The organism is Micromonospora sp. URMC 106 (genome assembly GCF_051386395.1).
Lineage (GTDB): Bacteria > Actinomycetota > Actinomycetes > Mycobacteriales > Micromonosporaceae > Micromonospora.
In genome coordinates this window covers 22,155-43,251 of the sequence record NZ_JBPQTP010000051.1, presented here as the reverse complement: position 1 = coordinate 43,251, position 21,097 = coordinate 22,155, and the positions used below count along the sequence as shown (strand labels likewise).

At 69.8% G+C, this 21,097-nt stretch carries 18 protein-coding genes and 1 pseudogene; 5 read left to right on the top strand and 14 right to left on the bottom strand.

Annotated elements, in window-relative coordinates; all coding sequences use genetic code 11:
* Positions 1-233: 233 nt before the first annotated feature.
* The 3 genes from ACSNOB_RS17495 to ACSNOB_RS17485 all read right to left on the bottom strand — a co-directional run bounded on the left by ACSNOB_RS17495 (position 234) and on the right by ACSNOB_RS17485 (position 2,102).
* Positions 234-524: a DUF4287 domain-containing protein gene (locus tag ACSNOB_RS17495; RefSeq protein WP_436687618.1), complete on the bottom strand. Its 291-nt coding sequence runs from the start codon at positions 522-524 to the stop codon at positions 234-236.
* Between the two features lie 4 nt (positions 525-528).
* On the bottom strand, positions 529-1,074 hold the full coding sequence (locus tag ACSNOB_RS17490) for a dihydrofolate reductase family protein (protein WP_436687617.1): 546 nt from the start codon (positions 1,072-1,074) through the stop codon (positions 529-531).
* A gap of 467 nt (positions 1,075-1,541) precedes the next feature.
* The gene (locus ACSNOB_RS17485; protein WP_436687616.1) at positions 1,542-2,102 is read right to left on the bottom strand and encodes a CGNR zinc finger domain-containing protein; all 561 of its coding nucleotides are present in this window, start codon (positions 2,100-2,102) and stop codon (positions 1,542-1,544) included.
* 84 nt (positions 2,103-2,186) lie between these two features.
* Between ACSNOB_RS17485 and ACSNOB_RS17480 the strand changes: the two genes are divergently transcribed.
* Complete coding sequence (locus ACSNOB_RS17480) at positions 2,187-3,500, top strand: MFS transporter (protein WP_436687615.1); 1,314 nt, start codon at positions 2,187-2,189, stop codon at positions 3,498-3,500.
* A gap of 151 nt (positions 3,501-3,651) precedes the next feature.
* Here the strand turns inward: ACSNOB_RS17480 and ACSNOB_RS17475 are convergent, their stop codons facing one another.
* Genes ACSNOB_RS17475 through ACSNOB_RS17460 form a run of 4 tightly spaced genes read right to left on the bottom strand, consistent with a single transcriptional unit; the run spans position 3,652 to position 7,115 of the window.
* The gene (locus tag ACSNOB_RS17475; RefSeq protein WP_436687614.1) at positions 3,652-4,515 is read right to left on the bottom strand and encodes a TauD/TfdA dioxygenase family protein; all 864 of its coding nucleotides are present in this window, start codon (positions 4,513-4,515) and stop codon (positions 3,652-3,654) included.
* A gap of 45 nt (positions 4,516-4,560) precedes the next feature.
* The gene (locus tag ACSNOB_RS17470; RefSeq protein ID WP_436687613.1) at positions 4,561-5,328 is read right to left on the bottom strand and encodes an ABC transporter ATP-binding protein; all 768 of its coding nucleotides are present in this window, start codon (positions 5,326-5,328) and stop codon (positions 4,561-4,563) included.
* Positions 5,315-6,343, bottom strand: a complete 1,029-nt coding sequence (locus ACSNOB_RS17465; RefSeq protein WP_436687612.1) for a taurine ABC transporter substrate-binding protein — start codon at positions 6,341-6,343, stop codon at positions 5,315-5,317. The genes ACSNOB_RS17470 and ACSNOB_RS17465 overlap by 14 nt, the downstream gene beginning before the upstream one ends.
* Before the next feature lie 16 nt (positions 6,344-6,359).
* Positions 6,360-7,115 carry an ABC transporter permease gene (locus ACSNOB_RS17460; RefSeq protein ID WP_436687611.1) on the bottom strand — a complete coding sequence of 252 codons (756 nt, stop codon included), beginning with the start codon at positions 7,113-7,115 and terminating at the stop codon, positions 6,360-6,362.
* 1,098 nt (positions 7,116-8,213) lie between these two features.
* Here ACSNOB_RS17460 and ACSNOB_RS17455 point away from each other — a divergent pair.
* Positions 8,214-9,365 (top strand): zinc ribbon domain-containing protein, encoded by a 1,152-nt coding sequence (locus tag ACSNOB_RS17455; protein ID WP_436687610.1) that lies wholly within the window; start codon positions 8,214-8,216, stop codon positions 9,363-9,365.
* Here the strand turns inward: ACSNOB_RS17455 and ACSNOB_RS17450 are convergent.
* Positions 9,303-9,968, bottom strand: a complete 666-nt coding sequence (locus tag ACSNOB_RS17450) for a sigma-70 family RNA polymerase sigma factor (RefSeq protein ID WP_436687609.1) — start codon at positions 9,966-9,968, stop codon at positions 9,303-9,305. The genes ACSNOB_RS17455 and ACSNOB_RS17450 overlap by 63 nt on opposite strands.
* Before the next feature lie 314 nt (positions 9,969-10,282).
* On the opposite strand from ACSNOB_RS17450, the gene ACSNOB_RS17445 reads away from it, so the two are divergent.
* Positions 10,283-11,674: an MFS transporter gene (locus ACSNOB_RS17445; protein ID WP_436687619.1), complete on the top strand. Its 1,392-nt coding sequence runs from the start codon at positions 10,283-10,285 to the stop codon at positions 11,672-11,674.
* 154 nt (positions 11,675-11,828) lie between these two features.
* Here ACSNOB_RS17445 and ACSNOB_RS17440 read toward each other — a convergent pair whose 3' ends face one another.
* A complete protein-coding gene (locus ACSNOB_RS17440; protein WP_436687608.1) occupies positions 11,829-12,524 on the bottom strand; it encodes an NAD(P)-dependent oxidoreductase in 696 nt (231 codons plus the stop codon).
* Between the two features lie 481 nt (positions 12,525-13,005).
* Here ACSNOB_RS17440 and ACSNOB_RS17435 point away from each other — a divergent pair, with 481 nt between their 5' ends.
* Complete coding sequence (locus tag ACSNOB_RS17435) at positions 13,006-13,917, top strand: NAD-dependent epimerase/dehydratase family protein (RefSeq protein ID WP_436687607.1); 912 nt, start codon at positions 13,006-13,008, stop codon at positions 13,915-13,917.
* Positions 13,914-14,825: an RNA polymerase sigma-70 factor gene (locus ACSNOB_RS17430; RefSeq protein ID WP_436687606.1), complete on the top strand. Its 912-nt coding sequence runs from the start codon at positions 13,914-13,916 to the stop codon at positions 14,823-14,825. Before ACSNOB_RS17435 ends, ACSNOB_RS17430 begins: the two co-directional genes overlap by 4 nt.
* Positions 14,826-15,020: 195 nt before the next feature.
* Here the strand turns inward: ACSNOB_RS17430 and ACSNOB_RS17425 are convergent, their stop codons facing one another.
* The 5 genes and pseudogenes from ACSNOB_RS17425 to araA all read right to left on the bottom strand — a co-directional run bounded on the left by ACSNOB_RS17425 (position 15,021) and on the right by araA (position 21,082).
* The gene (locus ACSNOB_RS17425) at positions 15,021-15,788 is read right to left on the bottom strand and encodes an SDR family oxidoreductase (protein WP_436687605.1); all 768 of its coding nucleotides are present in this window, start codon (positions 15,786-15,788) and stop codon (positions 15,021-15,023) included.
* A 175-nt stretch (positions 15,789-15,963) separates the two neighbouring features.
* Positions 15,964-17,379 (bottom strand): annotated as a pseudogene (locus ACSNOB_RS17420) (non-reducing end alpha-L-arabinofuranosidase family hydrolase); the annotation flags it as partial.
* Between the two features lie 479 nt (positions 17,380-17,858).
* Positions 17,859-18,848, bottom strand: coding sequence for a LacI family DNA-binding transcriptional regulator (locus ACSNOB_RS17415; RefSeq protein WP_436687604.1), 990 nt, complete (start codon positions 18,846-18,848; stop codon positions 17,859-17,861).
* A 367-nt stretch (positions 18,849-19,215) separates the two neighbouring features.
* A complete protein-coding gene (locus ACSNOB_RS17410; protein WP_436687603.1) occupies positions 19,216-19,452 on the bottom strand; it encodes a hypothetical protein in 237 nt (78 codons plus the stop codon).
* Between the two features lie 127 nt (positions 19,453-19,579).
* Positions 19,580-21,082, bottom strand: coding sequence for an L-arabinose isomerase (gene araA, locus ACSNOB_RS17405; protein ID WP_436687602.1), 1,503 nt, complete (start codon positions 21,080-21,082; stop codon positions 19,580-19,582).
* Between the last annotated feature and the right edge of the window lie 15 nt (positions 21,083-21,097).

The following is a 21,097-nucleotide window of genomic DNA, read 5'->3' as shown; positions in this document are numbered from 1 at the left end:
CCCCCCCGACAGTTACCACCACCGACACCACCAAGCGTCATGCCCGCATCCACGTCCGCCGCCCGTCGGCGTCTGACACACCGGTCGCAGCGGCCGTCGTCACCGTGAGCGCCGACCTCGTTGGCATGGCTGCGCCCGCCCCGGCAGCCGCCCTGCCCTGCCGCCGCTCACAGCGGCAGGCGCGACGCGCTGCCGAACGCGTCGCCCACACCCAGCCAACAGCGTGGCAGGGATCAGGTCGGTCGGGTTGCCTTGCCGTCGAGCCACAGGGTGTCGGTGGCGTCGCGGTGCGAACCGGCGGAGCCGACATGCTTGGCGCTGATCTTCGAGCCGTTCTTGATGACGTGGACCAGGGCCATCGCGTGGCCGCGGCCGAGGCCGTAGTCGTCTTTGAGCCAGTCCACGATCACGCCGGCCTTGACGCCGGCGGTGCGGTAGCCGCGTTGTTCTGCCTCGTCGACAAGAGCACGTGGGGTCTTGCCGGTCTTGTCCTCGATGGCGTCGAGATATGCCTGGAAGGACATGTGCTCAGCCTCCGATTCGATAGTGCAGGTGAACCACGCCGGTGCGGAAGGTCGTGGCGCCCTCGAGCGTCATGGCGATCCGCTTGCCCTGCTCGGGGAACAGCCGCATCCCGTCGCCGAGCGCGATGGGAAACACCATCAGGTGCAGGTCGTCGATCAGCCCGGCCTCAAGCAGGGTTCGGACGACGGAGATGCTGCCGGAGGTGTTGATGTGGCGACCTGGCATCTGCTTGAGTTCGGTAAGCCGCCGCACCAGGTCGCCGTCGAGGACCTCGCTGTTGGCCCAGTCAGGCGCGGTCAGGGTGGTGGCAGCCACGATCTTGCGGATGCCGTTCATGGCATCGGCCATCGGTCCTGTCTGCCTGGCCCAGTAGCCGGCGAACTCCTCGTAGGTGCGCCGGCCCAGCAGCATGGTGTCGGCGTCGGCGATCAGCCCGCCGATGGCCGCTGTCGCCTGGTCGTTCATGTGCTCGAACGTCCACTGCTCGGGGGCGCCCACTACGCCGTCGGCGGAGATGAACAGCCCGGCCACGATCTTGCGGTGCGTCACGTCGGTGTCCTTCGCTCACGAGGGGGTGATGACGACTACTCTCCGCAAGCACCAGGAGACGATCAAGGCAAGCTTGAAGCACGACCGTTGCGCCACGTTCAACGATCGGCAGGTTCGTTGATGTTGGAGCGCCCGCCGGCTGCCGGAAATCAACGACGACCATTCCGAACGGACCCGTCGATTCGTAGTACCGAAGCGCCCCGCCGACTCCATCGAACGGGAACCGTCGGTCGATGACAGGCCGAAGCTGGTACGCGGCGATGATCTCGTTCAGCTGGATGAACTGCGCATAGCTTCCCACTGCCAACGCCCCACGATTGCCCGACGGGCACTCGGGTTGTCGAAGGGTCCCCGGTGACAGCCGGTGAAGTACGCTTCGCCAGCCAACCCACCGCGAAACCGGCGAGGACGTGATCGTCCGGCGCGATGCTGACGCCGCCGGGCGGCTCGACCTGCAGTCCCCCGGATCAGGGGCGGAGGATCTTCGCCTTCTGTCGGGCGTAGTAGGCGCGGGCGCGGTTGCGGTCGCCACAGTCCTTCGTGTTGCACCAGCGGCGGTTCCGCCGCGGTGAGGTGTCGAGATAGACCCAGCCGCACTTGGCGTCCTCGCACTGGTGGAGGCGGTCGAGGTCGTCGCGCTGGGTGAGCTCCACCAGCCCGCGGACGATGCGATTGCGGGGCAAGCCGAGGTCGGTTTCCCGGTCTCGCCACTGCCAGCGGTCGCCCGAGCGAACCAGGTCGGCCGCGGCGATCGCCGCCCGGTACATGCCCGCGAGGTCTGCGGCGGCTTCGGGGTCGTCCTCGACGAGAACCGCGTAGGCCCGCTCGCGCGCTTCGATGACCTGTTGCCGTTCCCGCTCGGCGCGGGCGTCGTCCTGGCCGGCGAGGTCGCGCAGGGCCACGGCCTCGTCTCCGCTGATCAGCTCGGACTCGATGCACCAGTCGACGACGTCGGAGAAGGTTCTCAGCTTCTCCGTGCGTTCGCTCCCGCCGAGGCGCCAGTCGACGGTGTTCACCAGGTCGAGCATGCGGTCGCCCGCGATGTGACCGAACCTCACCACCAGCTCCTCTCATGGTTGAAAGCATTATTGCATGTGAGACGATCCCCTGGCATGCTCATGCCCGATCGCAAGAACACCCATGAGAACATCACCGGGAGCCTGATCGTGCCTGCCGCCGCCCCACGCAGATCGTTCGCTGCACTGTGGGCGTCCCAAGCGTCCTCGAACCTCGCCGACGGGCTGCTGCAGGCCGCGGCGCCGCTGCTCGTCGCCACGCTGACCCGTGACCCGCTCGTGGTGGCGGGCATGACGGTGGTGCAGTTCCTGCCCTGGCTGATCGCAACCCTCCCCGCCGGCGCGCTGGCCGACCGGGTGGACAGGCGTCGGATACTCACCGCCGGCAACTGGCTGCGCGCGGCCGGGTTCGCGCTGCTCGCCGTGGCCCTGGCGAACGGATGGCGGCACGTCGCACTGCTCTACGCCGCCGTGTTCCTGGCCGGTTGCGCCGAGACGCTGGTCGACAACGCCGCTCTGACCATCCCGCCCCGCCTCCTGCCACGCGAGCGGCTCGAGCGCGCCAACGGCCGGTTGTTCGCGACCCAGTCCGTCATCAACACCTTCATCGGCCCGCCTGCCGGGGCGGCGTTGTTCGCGCTGGCAGCATCGGCGGCCTTCTACACGGGCGCGGCCGCGTTCGCCCTCGCCGGCCTGGCAGCTCTGCTGCTGCCCGCGCTGCGCCCCACCAGCGAGGAACACGAGCGCCGCCACTCGACCCCGACCACCATCACCCAGGACATCCGGGCCGGGTGGGCCCACTTCTGGCGGCACGACCTGCTGCGCCGGGTCGCGTTCATCTCGGCGGCAATCAACTTCTTCGGCGCGGCCACCGGCGGAGTGCTCGTTCTGCTGATCACCGGCCCGTACCACGTGCCCATGTCGCAGTACGGCCTGTTCATCGCCGTTCCCGCCGCCGGCGCGATCGCCGGCTCGCTGCTCGCCGAACACGTCGTGCCCCGCATCGGCGGGGGCCCCATCACCTGGCTCGCCGCCCTCACCCCGGCCGCCAGCTACGCCATCCTCGGCCTGGGGCACAACACGCCCCTCGCCCTTGCCGGCATGTTCTGCGCCGCCATCGCCGCCTCACTGAACCAGATCGTCGTCAGCACCCTGCGCCAGGCGGCAGTCCCCGACGAACTCCTCGGCCGCGTCACCGCCGCCTACCGCCTGGTCGTCCTGGGTGTCATCCCCCTCGGCGCCCTCGCCGGTGGCTTGCTCGGACGCAGCCTGGGGATCCGCGCCCCCTTCATCGCCGCAGCCCTCGGACTCGTGCTCGCCGCGCTCCTGCTCGCCTCCCGGGTCACCACCCGAGCCCTCCGAGACGCCGAGACGACACATCGCCCCTGCAGGACCCAGCCATGCCGCTGAGTCTGTCCCACGCCGCCTTCGACACCCGCGGTCCCCACGCCATCGCCGAGTTCTGGCGCTCTGGGACGCCCATGACCCTGGGCGGGCCGCTTCGTCGCCGGGCTGCACGGCGAGCCGGTCGACGACCCGCGCCCCAACGCCCTCCTCGCGGTCACCGTCGCGTCGGTCCCACCGGAATGTCCCCGCGCAGCGTGATGCGGTGCATGACACGGCGCTGGTCGTCGTAGTCCCGGTTGGCATAGTGCGCGGTGCTCCGGTTGTCCCACATGGCCACGTCACCCGGCTGCCAGCGGTGCCGCACGATGTGCTCGGGCTTCGTCAGATGGGCGTAGAGCAGATCCAGGATTGCCCTGCTCTCGTGCTCGGAGACACCCACGATGTGCGCGGTGAAGCCGGGATTGACGAAGAGGCTGCGGCGGCCGGTCTCGGGGTGCACCCGGACCACGGGATGCTCGACCGGGTCGAGCCGGGTGACCAGATCGCCGTCCCAGACGTTGCCCTGCCCGCCCCGACGCTGTGCCAGGTAGTAGCCGAACTCGCGGGTGCCGTCGTGCACGGCGGTGAGCTGGTCCACGAGCTGCCGCACCGGTGCGGCCAGGGAGTTGTAGGCCAGCTCCGCGTCGGCCCAGTTGGTGTCGCCGCCGGTCGGGGGCAGGGTCACCGCCCGCAGGATCGAACCCAGCGGTGGTCGCTTCATGAAGGTGACGTCGGTGTGCCAGACGTCGGCGAATCCGTTGTCGGCGCTGTCCAGCGCGTACACCTCGGGATGCGCCTCGTCGACGCCCTCCACCACCGGGTGGGACACGGTCAGCTCGCCGATGCGGCGGCCGAGGTTCACCTGGGCGTCGTCGTCGAGCCGCTGGTCACGGAAGAACAGCACCTTGCGGTCGACCAGCGCGGCGCGGACGGCGCGGACCTCGGCGTCGCTCGCGTCGGCCAGGTCGACGCCGTGCACCACCGCGCCGAAGTGCGGGCCCAGCGGCTCGAGCTTGAGGTCGAGAAGGGTCGATGTCATCGATAGTCTCCAATCGAAAGTGGCGGGCCGAGGGCCCGGGAACTGTCAGGCGGCCGCCGCGCGCACGGCGTGGCCGACCTGGGCGCGCAACGCGGCGTACTCGGGCAGGCCGCGCAACTCGTCCGGCGTGATGCCGGCGCGGGGCAGGTTGACCGGCAGGTCCAGGACGATCCGGCCTGGCCGGGAGCTGAGCACGACGATCCGGCTGCCGAGGAAGACGGCCTCGTCGACGCTGTGGGTGACGAACACGCAGGTGCGACCGGCCTCGTGGCTGACCCGGCGCAGATCCTCCTGGAGGCGCTCCCGGGTCAGCGCGTCGAGAGCCGCGAACGGCTCGTCGAGCAGCAGGAGCGGATTGTCCACGGCGATCGCCCTCGCGATAGCGACACGTTGCTGCTGCCCGCCGGAGATCTGCCAGACCCGGCGGTCGGCCACGTCGTACAGGCCCACCCTGGCCAGCAACTCGGCCACTCGGGCCCGGCGCGCCTGCGCCGGGACGCCGGCGTACCGCAGGGCGAGCTCGATGTTGCCGCCCACCGTACGCCATGGCAACAGCCGTGGCTGCTGGAACACCATGCCGGCACCGCGGCCTGGGCGGGGTGGGACGCCGCCGGCCCGCACCGCGCCGGCCGTCGGCTCCTCGAAGCCGGCGATGAGACGCAGCAGGGTGCTCTTGCCGCAGCCCGAGGCCCCGACCAGGACGAGGAACTCGCCGGCCGGCAGGGTCAGGGTGATCGTGCCGACGGCGACCACGTTGCCGTAGGAGTGTTGGACGTCGGTCAGCGCGACGGCGGCGGGTTCAGCCGAGGGCACCGGGCAGACCCTTGACGTAGATCGCCTTCTGGAACGTCGCGAGGTCCGGCACCGCGTCGATCTTTCGCTGGCTCTTCAGGAACTCGGCGGCGCTGACCAGGTTCTCGGCGAGCCGGCCCACCTTCGCCTCGGTGCCGAGCCACTCGTCGGTGACCAGATCGGCGGGGCGCAGGAAGACCCCCTGGCTCAGCTGCCGCTGCGCGTCGGCGGCACTGATGTTGAGTTCGGCGCCGACTGCGGCGGCTGCCTTGGCCGGCTCGGTGGCGATCAGGTCGAGGGCCTGGCTCTCCGCCTTGCGCCACGCGTTCACCGCCTCGGGGTGCGCTTCGGCGAACGCGGTGGAGACGACGCCCAGATCCAGGGTCGGCTTGCCCGCTGCTGCCAACTCGCGACTGCTGACCAGGACCCGCCCGTCCTTCTTCAGGTCGTCGAGGGCGGGCAACCAGGTGTACGCGGCGTCCAGGTCGCCTCGGGTCCATGCGGCGACGATGTCCTGCGGTTCGAGGTCGACCAGCGTCACCTCGGACTCCTTGATCCCGGCCCGGTCGAGCGCGGCGAGCAGGCTGTAGTGCGAGGTCGACGCGAACGGGGTGCCGATCTTCTTGCCGCGCAACCCGTCCACCGACGTGACGCCGGCGGCGTTGCGGGCCACCAGGGCCTCGTTGTCACCGGCCACGTCCAGCACGAACGCCACCTGGTACGGGATGTGCAGCGGCGCCGAAAGCCCCCGCGCCACCGGGCTGGACCCGATGGCCGCGATGTCGACGCTCTTGGCGACGAAGGCAGTGTTGATGCTCGCGCCGGAGTCGAACTTGGTCCAGGTGATCTCGTAGTCAGGTAGCGACTTCTCCAAGAGGCGCTGGTTCTTCACGATCAGGTCGCCGCTGGGGAATGCCTGGTAGGCGATCCGGATGGTCTTCTTGGCAGGGTCGGTGTTCCCACTGGCAGCACCGCTGCCGCAGCCGGTCGTCGCGGCGAGCAGTGCGACGGCGAGGATGGGGAGGAGTTTCTTCACAGGGGTTCCTTCTGGGTCAGGCGGTGTGTCCACGCCAGGGGATGAGCAGGTTCTCGGCCGCCCGCAGCAGGGCGTCGATGAGCAGGCCGGACAGGCCGATGGCGAAGAGTCCGAGGACGACCACGTCGGTCTGGGAATAGCGCTGGGCGTCGCGAATCATGCCGCCGATGCCCGGAACACCGTTGATGGTCTCGGCCGCCACGACCGAGGAGTAGGCCACGCCCACGGCGAGCCGGATGCCGGTGAAGATCTCCGGCAGCGCGCTCGGTAGTACGACGTCACGGACCGCCGCCGAGCGGCTGGCACCCAGCGCCCGGGCGGCCTCGACCAGACCGACGGGCGCGGCGTGCACCGCCGCAGCCGTGGCGACGGCGACGGGGGGCAACGCGGCGATCGCGAGCAGCCACAGCTTCGGCGTCTCGTCGATGCCGAACCAGATGATGAACAGGCTGAAGTAGGCCAGCGGCGGCAACGCCCGGACGAACGTGACCACCGGCTCGACCACGAGCCGGATCCCGGACACCGTGCCGAGCACCACGCCGAGCAGCAGACCGCCGGCGACGCCGATGGCGGAACCGACGAGGATCCGTCGAAGGCTGACGCCCAGGTGCTCGACGAGCAGGTAGCCGCTGTAGCCGCGAACGCCCCCGTGCACCGTGGAGGTCTGAATCAGCTGATGCCACACCGCGGCCGGCGGCGGGATGAACGTGGGATTCCGCATGACGCGGGCGGTGATTTCCCACAGGCCGACCAGGACGATGAGCGCCAGCACCCGGAGCAATATGCGACGGCGCTGCCCGGATCCACGGGACACTACGGGTTCGGGGCCTGCTGGCGCCTCGGGTCTCGGCGCCGTGGCGACATCGATGGAGGCGGTCACCACTCACCCCGGGTGGTCCGGCCCAACGACAACCGGCGCAGGCAGGTGTGGGCGAAGATCATGTCGGGTCCTCGGGTCGACGGTGGATGGACGGCCCCACGCCGCCGGTGGTGCCGGGACGACGGGGATACGGCGACAGGACGCGGCGCCGCTCGGGCACGCCCTCATGCGGGGGTGACGACGGCCGGCACGGCGGCTACGTGAACACGCGGAAGGCAGGCGGCGCTGTCACGGCGGTACGGGCTGCCGCCGGTCGGGGCAGGGCGACGGTTCCGCGTTCGTCGGCAGGGTCAGGCGTCGCGGTCGCTCGCTGACGCCGGCGGCCTCAACAGGCGCTGCTGCACACCCGGAGGAAGTCGACGAAGCGGCGCCGGATCAGACGCGTGCTCCGGTTCATGCCGATGACAGTAGCCGTCACCTCCTCGCCCAGTCAGCAGGTGTGTGACCGCGCTCACCCATATTTCCCATAGGTTAGGAGGGTTAATGGTCTCCGTTGCCGCCCTGTCACCGAAGAGGCTTCCGGCGTGCGCCACCTGCCAGGTCACGGCGGCGACCCGTGGGCGCGTCGTGTTTGTCTTCCTCAACGCACCATGCAGGGCGCCGGCATCGCCGCCTACACCCGGCGCAGAACACTAGTGCTGTGTCCACAAACGTTCACCGGGTTCGTCGGTGCTGAATTGTCGTACGGGTGGTGTTGGGTGCGGGTTGTGCCTCGTCGTCGGGATTCGGCTGCGCCTGCGGCGGTGTATCGCACTGCTCGTGTCGCGGTGCGGGTGACGCCCGCGCAGCGGCGGCGGTGTTTCGGGCTGCTGCGCTCTGCCGGTGACGTGTGGGCGTGTGTGTTGGAGGTCAACGCGTGGCGGCGCCGCCGCCAACACCCGCCGCTGGCCGGCTATCAGGAGTTGTGTCGGGAGTTGTCGGCGTCGGGTCCGGGCACGTTCGCCGAGTTGGACTCGACCGGGGCGCGGTCGGTGTTGCGCCGGTTCTCGGATGCGTGGTTCGCGGCGGCGAAACGCCGTAAGGCCCGTGAGACGTCGGCGCGGTTTCCGCGTCGGCGGCGGGGGTTGGTGCCGGTGCGCTGGTATCACGGCACGTTCACCCTCGACAGCCACCGCGTGCGCATCCCCACCGCGAAAGGCACGCCGCCGTTGCGGGTACGCCTGGCCCGGCAGGTGCCCTATCCGGTCGGGCAGGTCCGCTCGATCACCCTGCTGTGCGAGGGCGGGCGGCTGTTTCTCGACGTCACCGCTGAGATCCCGGTCGCGGTGTACCCGCCGAATGAGGGACCGGACCCGGGCAGGGTGGCGGGTGTGGACGTCGGCATCATCCACCCCTACGCCGTCGCCGGCGTTGGCGGGGAGGCGTTGTTGGTGTCGGGGCGGGCGATCCGCGCCGAACACCGCATGCACCTGGCCGACACCAAAGCCCGCCACCGCACCGTCGCCCGTCGGGCGCCGAAGCCGGGCCAGCGCGGGTCGCGCCGGTGGCGCAAGTACCGGGCTCGGGCCTCGGGTGGTGCAGGGGCGGCATCGGCGGCGGGTGCGGCAGGCCCAACACGAAGCCGCCCGCACCGTCATCACCTGGGCCGTCGGCCAGCGGATCGGGGTGCTGCACGTCGGCGACCCCCGCGGCGTCCTCAACCAGCCAGCCGGACGGCGACACAACCTACGGCTACGGCAATGGCAGATCGGCCGACTCCTGCAGATCCTGACCGACAAGGCCACCCTCGCCGGCATCACCGTCCACCTCGTCGACGAACGCGGCACCTCGTCGACCTGCCCCACCTGCCACCGACGCGTGCCGAAGCCGCGTGGGCGCACCCTGACCTGCCCGCACTGCACCTTTTCGGGCCATCGCGACCTCGTCGCGGCGGCCAGCATCGCCACCCGCGCCCCGGGCGGCGGACCCACCACCCCGGCAGATGTCATGGTGCCTGGGGTGGTCACGCACCGTCGAGCCGGCCGGCACCTCCCCGGCGCCGGCCGTTCCCGACGTGACCCCCGCCGCCCACCCCGGCGACGCGAGGATCAAGATGGCCCGCGGTGGCCCGCCCCACCCACCGGTGGGGAGTCGCTCGCCTCACGGCGAGGATCCACAACATTGCACCGGACACCCGGTGAACGTCAGTGGACACCGCACTAGCTGGAAGGCCTGGAGCGCGGCTCGGGTCTGAGCCGGCGAGACGACGCCGCGTGGCCGGCGGGCGGCGACGTGCGCCCGCGCCCGATAGGCGGTCTGGCGGACCGCCGCCGGGGTCTTGTCCACGGCTTCGGCGATCTCGTCGTACTCCAGGTCGAACACCTCGCGCAGCACGAACACCGCCCGCTCGATCGGCTGAAGCGTCTCCAGCACCAGCAGCATCGCCATCGACATGCTGTCGGCCAGTTCGACGTCGTCGGCCACATCAGGCGCGGTCAGCAGCGGCTCGGGCAGCCACGGCCCGACGTAGGACTCCTTTCGCCGTTCGAGCGCACGCAGCCGGTCCAGCGCCTGCCGGGTGACGATCCGCACCAGGTAGGCGCGCTTCTCCCGGACGGCAGCCAGATCGACGTCCACCCATCGCAGCCAGGCCTCCTGCAGGACGTCCTCCGCGTCGGCGGCCGAGCCGAGCATCTCGTAGGCGACGGTGAACAGCAGGTTGCGATGCGTGACGAACACCTCGGTCGCGGAACCCGCGGACTCCACGTGGCCAGCGTGATCGAGCGGCTCGGCTGTCTCCGCCGTTCGTTCGCTGCGCTGGCTCATGCCCGGCTCCTGCCTGTTCGACCTCGGCCCTGCCACACGCACTGGACGCCGCGCCCGCCGCTTTCGTAACACCCGCGAGCGGTGACCCATGTCATACACCCGCGTTGTTACGGGGTCCGGGTCGCCTGCGTCCTGTGCTCGTCAGGACGCCGGGCGAACGATCCGCGCGGCACGCAACACCACGAGTGAGGACGAAGTCATGGCAACCACGAAGGCGCGGGCCACGGCGGCCGATTCGCGTCGCTGGGCCGCGCTGCTCTTCATAGGGTTGGCCCAGCTCATGATCGTTCTGGACGGGACGGTCGTGAACATCGCTGCCGTCGCTCCAGCGGGACCTGGGTATCTCCGACGGTGACCGTCAGTGGATCATCACCGCGTACACGCTGGCCTTCGGCAGCCTGCTGCTGCTGGGCGGTCGGATCGCCGACCACACCGGCCGTAAGCGGGCCTTCCTGATCGGCTTGCTCGGCTTCGCCGGCGCATCGGCGCTCGGCGGCGCGGCGGACAACTTCGAGATGCTGCTGAGCGCGCGTGCGCTGCAGGGCGCGTTCGCCGCGCTGCTCGGGCCGTCCGCGTTGTCGCTGCTGACCGTGACGTTCACCCGGCCCGAGGAACGCGCCAAGGCGTTCGGGATCTGGGGCGCCATCACCGCCGTGGGTGGCGCGATCGGGCTGCTGGCCGGCGGGGCGCTGACCGACTACCTGGACTGGCGCTGGTGCCTGTACGTCAGCGTCCCGATCGCCCTGATCGCCGCGGTCGGCGGGTACGCCCTGCTGGGCGAGTCGCGGCGCGAGGGCAGGGCCCGGTTCGACATTCCCGGCGTGCTGTTGGTGACCAGCGGGCTGGTCGCGATCGTGTACGGCACGAGCCAGGCGGAGTCCGACGGCTGGGGCTCGGCGAAGGTCATCGGTCTGCTGGCCGCGGGCGCCGTGCTGCTCGCCGGGTTCGCCATCGTCGAGATCCGGGCGTCGCAGCCGATGCTGCCGCCGCGCCTGATCGCCAACCGCACCCGCGGTGGCGCCTATCTGAGCGTGGGACTGGCCATGGTCGGAATGTTCGGGGCGTTCCTCTTCATGACCTACTACTTGCAGGCCGTCAAGGGATACTCGCCGATCAGGACGGGCGTGGCCTTCCTCCCGATGACCGTTGCGGTCCTGGTGTCGGCCGGCGGGCTCGCCACCCGGCTGCTGCCCAAGGTCCCGCCGCGGATGCTGATCGTGCCGGGCATGCTGCTCGTCGCCTCGGGCATGCTGTGGCTGCGCACCATGGAGACCGACACCGCCTACGTCGAGGGCGTGCTGGTCTCGGGACTCCTGCTCGGCTTCGGAGCGGGCCTGATCATGCCGGTGGCCTTCAACTACGCCACCCACGGCATCGACCGGCGCGACGCGGGCGTCGCCTCGGCCAGCGTCAACACCGCACAGCAGATCAGCAGCTCGATCGGCACGGCGTTGCTCAACACCATCGCCACCAGCGCGACCGCGGACCACCTGGCCTCACATGCCTCGCAGGGCAGGAGCCCGGCTCTCGCCAAGGAGGCGATGTTGGAGGGTTTCGCGACAGCCGGCACCTGGGCCGCCTGGATCCTCCTGGGCGGCGCGCTGATCGTCGCTGTCCTGATGAACACCCCGCGCGCCAACCATCAGGCCGTAACCGCGAACGCGGGCAGCGCCGAGGACGCCGAGCCGCTGCTCGCACACACCTGACGTCGGCGGATCCCCGTCACCCATCCGGCGCGATCAAGGAATCCTCCGCCGGGAGAATTCCTTGATCGCGCCGCAGCCTTTTCTGGGGTGCAGGCAACGTGGCGTTCTGGCAGGCGCCCGCGGGCAGTCCCGGCGGGGAGGCGCGCGGGTGGGCTCAGCGCTTCGCGAGTGCTTCGCGTCTGATCCACTGGAACAGGGTGGGGTTGCTGTCGGTGGTGATGACGCTGACGGTGGTGCGGGCGCAGCGGTCGTCGTGCAGCATGGCCAGCATGCTGGCGGCCAGGTCGACACGGGCCGTGAACCTGCCGTCGGCGTGGCCCTCGACGAGGGTGTAGTCGGTGACCGACGGCAGATGGTAGAGCCCGCTCGGGCGTAGGATCGTCCAGTCAAGATCGCTGGCGCGGACCAACGCCTCCATCCGGCGCATGTCGTCGTACATCGTCTTGCCCAGCACCCGCGTCACGTATGGCATCAGCACTCGGTTGAACAGGAACCCGCCGTCGGAGTACGGGTGGGGGTCGACGCCGCTTGAACTGACGACGGCGAGCCGACGTACCCGATGCCGTTTCATCGCAGCGACAATGTTGGCTACACCACGCGAGTAGGTGAAGATCGGCTGCTTCCCCGCTGTCACCCCGAGCGTCGACAGCACGGCATCCCGCTGCGCCACTGCGCTGTCGACGGCCGCTGGATCGAGCACGTCGGCACCGACCACCTCGAGCCGATCATGACGCAGGGGAAACGAGTCCGGCTGGCGGGTGACTGCGGTGACCTGGTGCCCTGCATCCAGTGCCTGGCCGGTGAGCAGGCGGCCGGTGGGACCATTTGCTCCGAAAACGGCGATACGCATGACCACTGCCCCTCTGGTTGCTCTTGAATGTCCTGGTCAGAAGCTGCAGGCTCGCGGCAGCCGAGGAGCGCCTGGCGTACGTTTCGTTTCCTTTACGCGGCGAGGCCCGAGCCTTGCTTCCCCGAGACGAGACAGCCCGGCCGTCCTGTGACGTGTGCGGCACCGACTGAGCCCGTCGACGGCCATCCGGGCCCCCTGCCTCATGCACTTGACTGCGAAGGGCATCGGGGTGAGCTCGGGGAGCGGTGCTGGTCACGTCGGACGCGGGATTCTCACTGCGACGCGGGGCTTTGCCGCCGGCCTACGTCCGAGTCTCCTGGCCACCGCCTGCCGGCGCACTGCTGAAAGAAGGCTGGGGGGTATCGGCGGCAGCGAACGCACACCGATCGCTTGCCGGCTGTCGCGCCTTCCATGTCACAGCCGGTCAGGGCTGTCTCGTCCTGGTAGGTGGAGACAGACACTAACGTCGGAGGTGACGGTCATGCGGGTATTCGTGGCCGGTGGGGCCGGGGTGCTGGGGCGGCGGCTGGTGCCGCAGCTGGTGACACGCGGCCACGAGGTGGTAGCAACGACGACGAGCGCGGCCAAGCGGCCCCTGTTGGCGCGGCTGGGTGCTGAGGCGGTCGTGATGGACGGACTGGACGCGATGTCGGTCGGCGAGGCGGTGGCCCGGGCCCGACCGGACACGATCGTGCACCAGATGACCGCTATCTCGGGCAAGCCTGACATGAAGCACTTCGACCGCTGGTTCGCCACCACCAACCGGCTACGCACCGAGGGTACCGACCACCTGCTGGCCGCCGCCGAAGCGACCGGTGTGTCTCACTTCGTCGCGCAGAGCTACGCCTCGTGGAACGGCATCCGCGAGGGCGGATGGGTGAAGACCGAAGAAGACCCGCTGGATCCCACCAGCACGGGCAAGGGAGCGCAGGCGATCCACCACCTTGAGGACGTGGTCCTCAAGGCCGGTGGCGCGGTCCTGCGGTACGGCGCGTTCTACGGACCGGGCGCCACCGACGATCAGGTCGAACTCGTGCGCAAGCGGCAGTACCCGATTGTCGGAAGCGGCGAGGGCCACAGCTCGTGGGTACATCTCGACGATGCGGCCAGCGCCACGGTCCTGGCCGTGGAGCGCAAGGTGCAGGGTGTGTTCAACATCGTCGATGACGAGCCGGCCCCGGCCAACCAGTGGCTGCCCTATCTGGCGGCGTGCGCGGGAGCGAAGCGGCCGATGCGAGTCCCGGTCTGGCTGGCCCGGCTACTCGCCGGCGAGGTCGCGGTGACGATGATGACCGAGGGGCGCGGCTTCTCCAACGCCAAGGCCAAGCGGGAACTCGGCTGGCAACTGCGCTACCCGTCGTGGCGGCAGGGTTTCAAGGATGAACTGGCGTGAGCAGGGTTGAGGAGTTCGAACGGCTGCGACCGCTGCTGTTCTCCATCGCTTACCGGATTCTCGGTAGCGTGAGCGAGGCCGAGGACACCGTCCAGGAGACCTGGCTGCGCTACGACGCCTCCCCGACCCAACCCGCGTCGACCAAGGCGTTCCTGTCGGCGACGGTGTCCCGGATCGCCATCGACGTGCTGCGCTCGGCGCGCGTGCGGCGGGAGAAGTACGTCGGGCCGTGGTTTCCCGAGCCCCTGCTGGACGACCCGTATGAGGACCCGCAGCGATCCGCCGAGCTCGCCGACTCGGTGTCTGTGGCAGCCCTGTTGCTACTGGAGCGGCTCAGCCCGCTGGAACGGGCGGTCTTCGTGCTGCGGGAGGTGTTCGGGTTCGGCTTCGGTGAGGTCGCCTCGGCGGTGGGCCGTTCCGAGGCGGCGTGCCGCCAACTGGCGGTGCGGGCCCGCCGCCACATGGACGCCGGACGCGCCCGGTTCGCCGCCGACCGCCGGGAGCGGAAGGAACTCGCCAGGCGATTCTTCGATGCCTTCCGGGAAGGCGACCTTGACGGGCTGCGCAACCTGCTCGCCGCCGACGTCCAGATGGTCGGCGACGGCGGCGGCAAGGCCCCGCTCTGGGGCGCGGGCGTATTCGGCGCTGAGAACGTGGCTCGCGTGCTGGCCGCAATCGTCACGCCGTTCATCCGCATCGGCGGCAGCGTGGATACGCATGAGGTCAACGGCCAGCCGGGCGCGATCTTCCGCGACCGGGACGGCAGGGTCGTGAACACCTTGGCGCTCGACATCCTCGACGGGCAGGTTCAAACGATCCGTGCCGTGATCAACCCCGACAAGCTCGGACACCTGGGCCCGGTCGCCGACGCTTGGGCAATCGTTCGCGAGGCGAACCAGGCCCGTTAGCACTCCAGCCGCGCTTGCGTTCTCTGGAGCTCGGGGGCGGTGCTGATGTCCACCCAGGGCCAACCGGCCCTGGGACATGGCCCGCACTCCTTCGGCCTCTCCCCCGACAGGTCGGGTAGCCCCGGTGCATTGCTGCAGCGGGGCTACCTCCTCACAGGCGGAGCCGGTCAGGCGGCCGGTTTGCTGACGTGACTGTCACCAGGGCAGAGAGCCGCGCTCGCCGAAGAACCCACCGGTGGGCCCGTCCGCGCCGAGGGTGGCCAGACGCACCACGACCGCCGCGCCCTGTGCGGCGGTGAGGTGTCCGTTGTGGTCATTGATGTCCGTGGCGCAGTAGCCGGGAGCGGCGGCGTTGACGAGAATGCCGTCCTTGCGCAACTCATTCGCGTACTGCACGGTCAGCGCGTTCAGTGCGGTCTTGGACGGCGAGTACGCGGCCACTGGTGGCAGCCCGGCCAGCGGACTGTCTGGATCGCTGGTGATCGCCAGCGACGCGGCGTCGCTGCTGAGGTTGACGATGCGCGGCGCGTGCGCACGCCGCAGCAACGGGAGCATGGCGTTGGTTACCGTGATCACCCCGAAGACGTTGGTCTCGAAGACCGCCCGGACGATGTCCAGGTCAGCGGTGCTCGGGATCTGCCCGCGGACGTCCAGAGGAGCGTCCTCCCTGGCGCCGGAGATGCCAGCGTTGTTGACGAGCACGTCAAGGTGGCCGAAGCGCTCCTCCACCCACCTCGCGGCCTCATGGACGGTTGCCGGTTCGGTGACGTCCAGGGTGACCGGGTGCGCGTCGCCGCCCGCCGCCCGCACCGCCGTGACGGCCTCGTCGCCGCGTCGCGGGTCTCTGGTGCCGATCAGGACCGTCATACCGAGCGCGGCGAGTTGCTCGGCGGTCGCGCGGCCGATCCCCTTGTTCGCCCCGGTGATCAGCGCGATGTTCCGGTGTGTGGTGTGCTCGTTCAAGCCAAGCTCCTGTCAGAGAGGGTCCGTCCTCACCGAGACGAGGGAGCCCGATCGTTCTGTGACATAGGAGAAGGGTGGCCACGAATAATCGAGCCGGCCGGTAGGGCAGGAGGCCGTAGTCGCCGCCGGAGTTGGGGGATCGTCCCTGGTAGAGCAACTGTAGGTTGCAGGGATCGACGGTCATGGTCTGATCGGCGTTGGCCCGGATCAACTCGCCGTGGCTGATGTCGTTGGTCCAGGTCGCGCCACTGTTGGCTTTGCCGGCGAAGGGGTTGCTCTCGGTTGCGGCCTGCGGTGTCCACGAACCGCCCAGGCTGGTGGCGGTGAACGAGCGGAAGTAGCGCCCCTGTGCGCCGATCGCCTCGACGAGCATGAGGTACCGGTTCTGGCCCTGGAGCTTGTAGACCTGAACCGCTTCGAAGAGGTTGTTGGTCGAGTCGCTCATGATCACCGTCGACGTCGAGCCAAAACTGCCCGGGAAGTTACCGAGGGGCGAGCTGGCCCGGTAGATCCTGCCGTTGTCCCCGGCGAAGAACAGGTACATGTTCGTGTCGTCGCCGATGAGTGCCTGGTCGATGGGTCCGGTCGGGGAGTTCGAGACGCTGCCGGTGAAGAGCGTTTGAGGCGCCGACCAACTGTTCACGTTGGTCGGATCGGTCGACGTTCGGTAGGAGAACGCCGGTCCACCCCACTGGTAGGCCAGCACCCACACGTTCCTCGGAGCGAAGTAGAACAGTGTCGGCGCGACGGCCGCGAACGGCATGGCGTTCTGGCTCGCCGAGGCCATGTCCGACCAGTTCGTGAAGAGACCGAAGTTCATCGAGCCCCACGTCGTACCCGTGTCGTGCGTCGTCCCGTAGACGAGATGCCTGCCGTTGTAGGGGGCGTGGCTGAAGTCCTTGAGCGAGACCCATCCCGATCTCGGGTTGGCCAGGACGCCGGTCGATGTCCAACGGTACGTCGACGGAAGAGCGCACGTGCCGGGCGGCGGCGTCGTCGGGGTGCCCCCGCCGTCGACGCGGACGAGTTGCCACTGCTGGTTGGCGCCGTTCCAGTCGTCGTACTGCACGATGTTCCCACCGTCGGCGGTCGAGGCACCCTGCACCTCCACCACCTTGTTGCTGTGCCGGCTGACCAACCGGACATAGCCACCGTCGGAGTCGGTCAACCGGAACTGCTGGTTGGTCCCGTTGTGATCGGTCCACTGCACGATGCTGGCGCCGTTGGCGGTGGACCAGTTGTAGACGTCCAGCACCTTGCCGGACAGCCGCGACTTCAAGCGGTAGTAGCCGCCGCCCGAATCCACGAACTGCCACTGCTGCTGGTTGCCGTTGTTCCGCGTCCACTGCACGATCCGAGCACCGTCATTCGTGGCCAGATTGTGCACGTCCAACGCCTTGCCGCTGTTGCGGTTGATCAACACGTACCACGCGTTCGTGTCGACTGCCGCCGCGGTGGCGGGCGTCGACACCACGGCCGCCGCGGCGACACCGACGACGACCGCCGTCACACCGGCGGCGACGATCCGCGGCAACCAGCCACGCCGTCGCGGCGGCGGCGCGAGCGATACAGACCTACCAAAGGCAAACATGATCCTCCTCCAGGGACGAGCCGAAGGGTCTTCGACGAGGGTGCATCCGGCGACGCGTGGGCTGGCCGAACCAGCGTTAGCGCTAACATGACCGGACACCCTTGAGGTGCGTCGAAGCCACGATTCGACGAAGCGGCCTGCCCGGTAGACCGCGAATGCCGGTGCCCTTATCCATCGACTGTGAGCGATAACAAGCCACTAGTCAAGTTGTCGTCTTCTCGGGCTACCGGTGGCGCACCACTCCCCGCCGAGAAGCCCCACCGGCTTCGAGGAAACAAGGCCGGCTCTCTCCGGCACACCCCCTGCGCCGCGCGCTGATCCTCGTCGACGCGGCTCCCGTCAGGGCCGGACCGGCAAGCGTCGGCGTCGCCACGGAACTGCTCGCCGCGGGGACTGCACGAGGCAAGCCCCTGCTCGCGGACGAATGGCCTGGCGGCGGCATGAGCCGGTGCCCGGAGACGGGCCCGGCGAGACCGGACTCAGCGGCGCGGTGGGGCGCCGACGCTGCGGCGAGGGATCAGGGTCGGTGCGATGGTGTGCCGCCCGGGGCCGGTGGTGTTCCCCTCGATCTGGGCGAGCAGCAGGTCCAGACTCGCCTGGGCGACCGCAGCGAAGTCGGGTCGCACGGTGGTCAGCGGTGGTATGAAGAACGCAGCCTCCGGCACGTCGTCGAAGCCGACCACGCTGATGTCGTCCGGCACGCGCCGACCGTGCTCGTGCAGGGCGCGCAGCACACCGAGCGCCAGGTGGTCGTTGGCAGTGAAGACCGCCGTGACCTCCGGCATCCGGGCCAGCATCTGCCCACACCGGTAGCCGGCCGCCGCGGACCAGTCCGCCGGCACCAACGGTGGAATCTCGGCACCGACCGCCTGCAACGCCTGCCGCCATCCCTCGATCCGGCCGGCGCTGTCGAACCAGTCCGGCGGCCCCGACACGTGCCATACCGTGCGGTGCCCGGCGTCGAGCAGGTGCTGGGTGGCCGCGCGGGCCCCGGCCACCTGGTCGACCGTCACCAGCGGCACCGGCCGGCGCGGGTCACCGTCGACCGTGACCAGCGGAACGTCCTTCGGTAGGCGTTCCAGGGCCTCCCCCGCCGACTCGACCGGCGCGATCACCACGATGCCGGCGACCCGGTGAGCCAGGTGCCGCTCCACCGCTGCCGAGATCGACTGATGATCCAGGTCGTGGACGCTGCCGACACTGACAGCGAAGCCGGCCTCCGCGGCCTCCTGCTCAAGGGCGGCCAGCAGGGACGCCGGGCCGTAGAGGGTGGTGGTCTGCGCGACCACGCCGATCACCTGCGACCGGCCGGTCACCAGCGCGCGGGCCGCCCGGTTCGGCCGGTAGCCGAGTTCGGCGATCGCCGCTTGGACCCGTAGCCGGGTCTGCTCCCGCACGTTGGGGTGCCCGTTCAGCACCCGGGACACCGTCTGGTGGGAGACGCCGGCGAGGCGAGCGACGTCCGTCATCGCAGGACTGCGCACGGCCACCTCACTCTCCCGCCTGCCCTCGACGATCGCGGCCGGCCGGTCGGCGGAAGCGGCCTGGAGGGTACGAATCGTTCGGGCGACCGCCACCGTGGTGTTTCCGAGTGGCCGGTGCCTGGTCGCCGACAGTCTACGCCAGTCGTCACGGCGGCCACGGCGCGGCTGAGCCGCCGGCCGAGCGCTCCGGTCGGAGAAAGACGAGGTGGCGGAACCCTTTTCGTTGCGGGACTGGCGGCACCGCGCAAGCGACCGGCACCTCGTTCCGACCTGCGCCGCGGAAGGTTCGTACCGCGTCGCGGGGTCGGACAGGAAGCACCGTTGCCGGCCGTGGCGTTCAGCCGAAAGCGCGTCAGAGGGCTCTCGCGATCGTGGCGAGGTTGTACACATCCAACGCCTTGCCACTGTTCCGGTTCACCAACACGTACCACGCGTTCGTGTCGACCGGCGCAGCCGGTGCCGGCGACGGCGCCACGCCCACCAGGGCAGCGGCACCACTGCCCACCGCCGCCGCGACCGCGGCGACCACCCGCGACAACCACTCACGTCGACGCGCCAAGCCCGGCGACAGCCCACTGATCGCAACCATGGTTCTCCTTCGATGACGGGGAGTTCCCACAAGTCCGCCTTGCCGCCGTCCCGGGACACCTCGCATCACCCCGAGCGATGACCCACGGAAGGGGAGCGCTCCCCCTCCCCGGTCCGGCCGCCCCCGGTCAGAAACCCCGGGCGAGCCGGTAGTACGCCTGGTTCCAGCGCAGTTCGTCGGCGAAGCGGATCGGATCGGTGTCGGCGTCGATGACCACCAGTTCGGTGCGGCTCATCTCGGCCAGGTCGCGCAGTTCCTCCACACCCACCGCCTGCGAAAGCACCGTGTGGTGCGGAGCGCCGGCGGTGATCCACGCCTCCGCCGAGCCGGGCAGGTGCGGCCGGGGCCGCCAGACCGCCCGGGCCACCGGCAGCCGGCGCAGCGGGTGCGGCGGCGGCACGACGTCGACGACATTGGCCACCAGCCGAAACCGCTCCCCCATGTCCGCCATGCCCAGCACGACGGCGGGACCCGGCGCGGCATCGAAGACCAGCCGTACCGGGTCCTCCCGGCTGCCGATGCTGAGCGGGTGAATCTCCACGTCTGGTACACCGGCGGCGATGCTCGGGCACACCTCGAGCATGTGCGCACCGAGGACCAGTTCCTGACCGGGGGTGAGGTCGTACGTGTAGTCCTCCATGAAGGAGGTGCCACCGTCGGCTCCGACCGCCGTCGCCTTGAGCATCCGGACCAGGACGGAGGTCTTCCAGTCACCCTCGCCGCCGAAGCCGTATCCGTCGGCCATCAGCCGCTGCACGGCGATCCCGGGAAGCTGACGCAGGCCACCGAGGTCCTCGAAGTTCGTGGTGAACGCCCGGAAGCCGCCCTCGTCCAGGAACGCGCGCAGGCCGGTCTCCAGGCGCGCGGCGTACCGCAGGGAGTCGTGCCGCGCGCCGCCGGGCCGCAGTTGAGGGTCGATCCGGTAGGTGTCGTCGTACTCCTTGACCAGGTCATCCACCTGCGCCTCGGCGACCTCGTCGACCACCGCGACGAGGTCGTTGACGCCGTAGGTGTTGACCGACACCCCGAAGCGCAGCTCCGCCTCGACCTTGTCCCCGTCGGTCACGGCGACATCGCGCATGTTGTCACCGAACCGGGCGAGCCGCAGTGACCGCACCGCTGACCAGCCGATGGCGGCGCGGGCCCAGGCGCCGATGCGTGCGACGACCCGGGGGTCGGTGACATGGCCGGCGACAGTCTTGCGGGCGACACCGAGCCGGGTCTGGATGTACCCGAACTCGCGATCGCCGTGCGCAGCCTGGTTCAGGTTCATGAAGTCCATGTCGATCTCGTCCCACGGCAGCAGGACGTTCGCCTGGGTGTGCAGGTGCAGTAGTGGCGTCCGCAGCGCGTCCAGGCCGGCGATCCACATCTTCGCCGGGGAGAAGGTGTGCATCCAGGCGATCACCCCGACCGCTCCCTGCACGGCCGCGTCCCGGCACGCCGCGAGGATGTCGGTGCTGGAGGTGAGGACCGGCTGCCAGACCACTCGGACGGGGATGTCCTGAGACGCGTCGAGCCGTGCGGCGATCTGCCGGGACTGGTCGGCGACCTGCCGGAGGGTCTCCTCGCCGTACAGGCCCTGGCTGCCGGTGAGGAACCAGACCACGGGCTGGGGGTGGGTTGCCATGTCGTTGCCTTCCGC

Coding starts and splice junctions, on each gene's coding strand:
- ACSNOB_RS17495 (WP_436687618.1), bottom strand. CDS start 524: ATGTCCTTCCAGGCATATCTCGACGCCATCGAGGACAAGACCGGCAAG.
- ACSNOB_RS17485 (WP_436687616.1), bottom strand. CDS start 2,102: ATGCTCGACCTGGTGAACACCGTCGACTGGCGCCTCGGCGGGAGCGAA.
- ACSNOB_RS17480 (WP_436687615.1), top strand. CDS start 2,187: ATGCTCATGCCCGATCGCAAGAACACCCATGAGAACATCACCGGGAGC.
- ACSNOB_RS17475 (WP_436687614.1), bottom strand. CDS start 4,515: ATGACATCGACCCTTCTCGACCTCAAGCTCGAGCCGCTGGGCCCGCAC.
- ACSNOB_RS17455 (WP_436687610.1), top strand. CDS start 8,214: ATGCGTGGTTCGCGGCGGCGAAACGCCGTAAGGCCCGTGAGACGTCGG.
- ACSNOB_RS17450 (WP_436687609.1), bottom strand. CDS start 9,968: ATGAGCCAGCGCAGCGAACGAACGGCGGAGACAGCCGAGCCGCTCGAT.
- ACSNOB_RS17440 (WP_436687608.1), bottom strand. CDS start 12,524: ATGCGTATCGCCGTTTTCGGAGCAAATGGTCCCACCGGCCGCCTGCTC.
- ACSNOB_RS17435 (WP_436687607.1), top strand. CDS start 13,006: ATGCGGGTATTCGTGGCCGGTGGGGCCGGGGTGCTGGGGCGGCGGCTG.
- ACSNOB_RS17415 (WP_436687604.1), bottom strand. CDS start 18,848: ATGACGGACGTCGCTCGCCTCGCCGGCGTCTCCCACCAGACGGTGTCC.
- ACSNOB_RS17410 (WP_436687603.1), bottom strand. CDS start 19,452: ATGGTTGCGATCAGTGGGCTGTCGCCGGGCTTGGCGCGTCGACGTGAG.
- araA (WP_436687602.1), bottom strand. CDS start 21,082: ATGGCAACCCACCCCCAGCCCGTGGTCTGGTTCCTCACCGGCAGCCAG.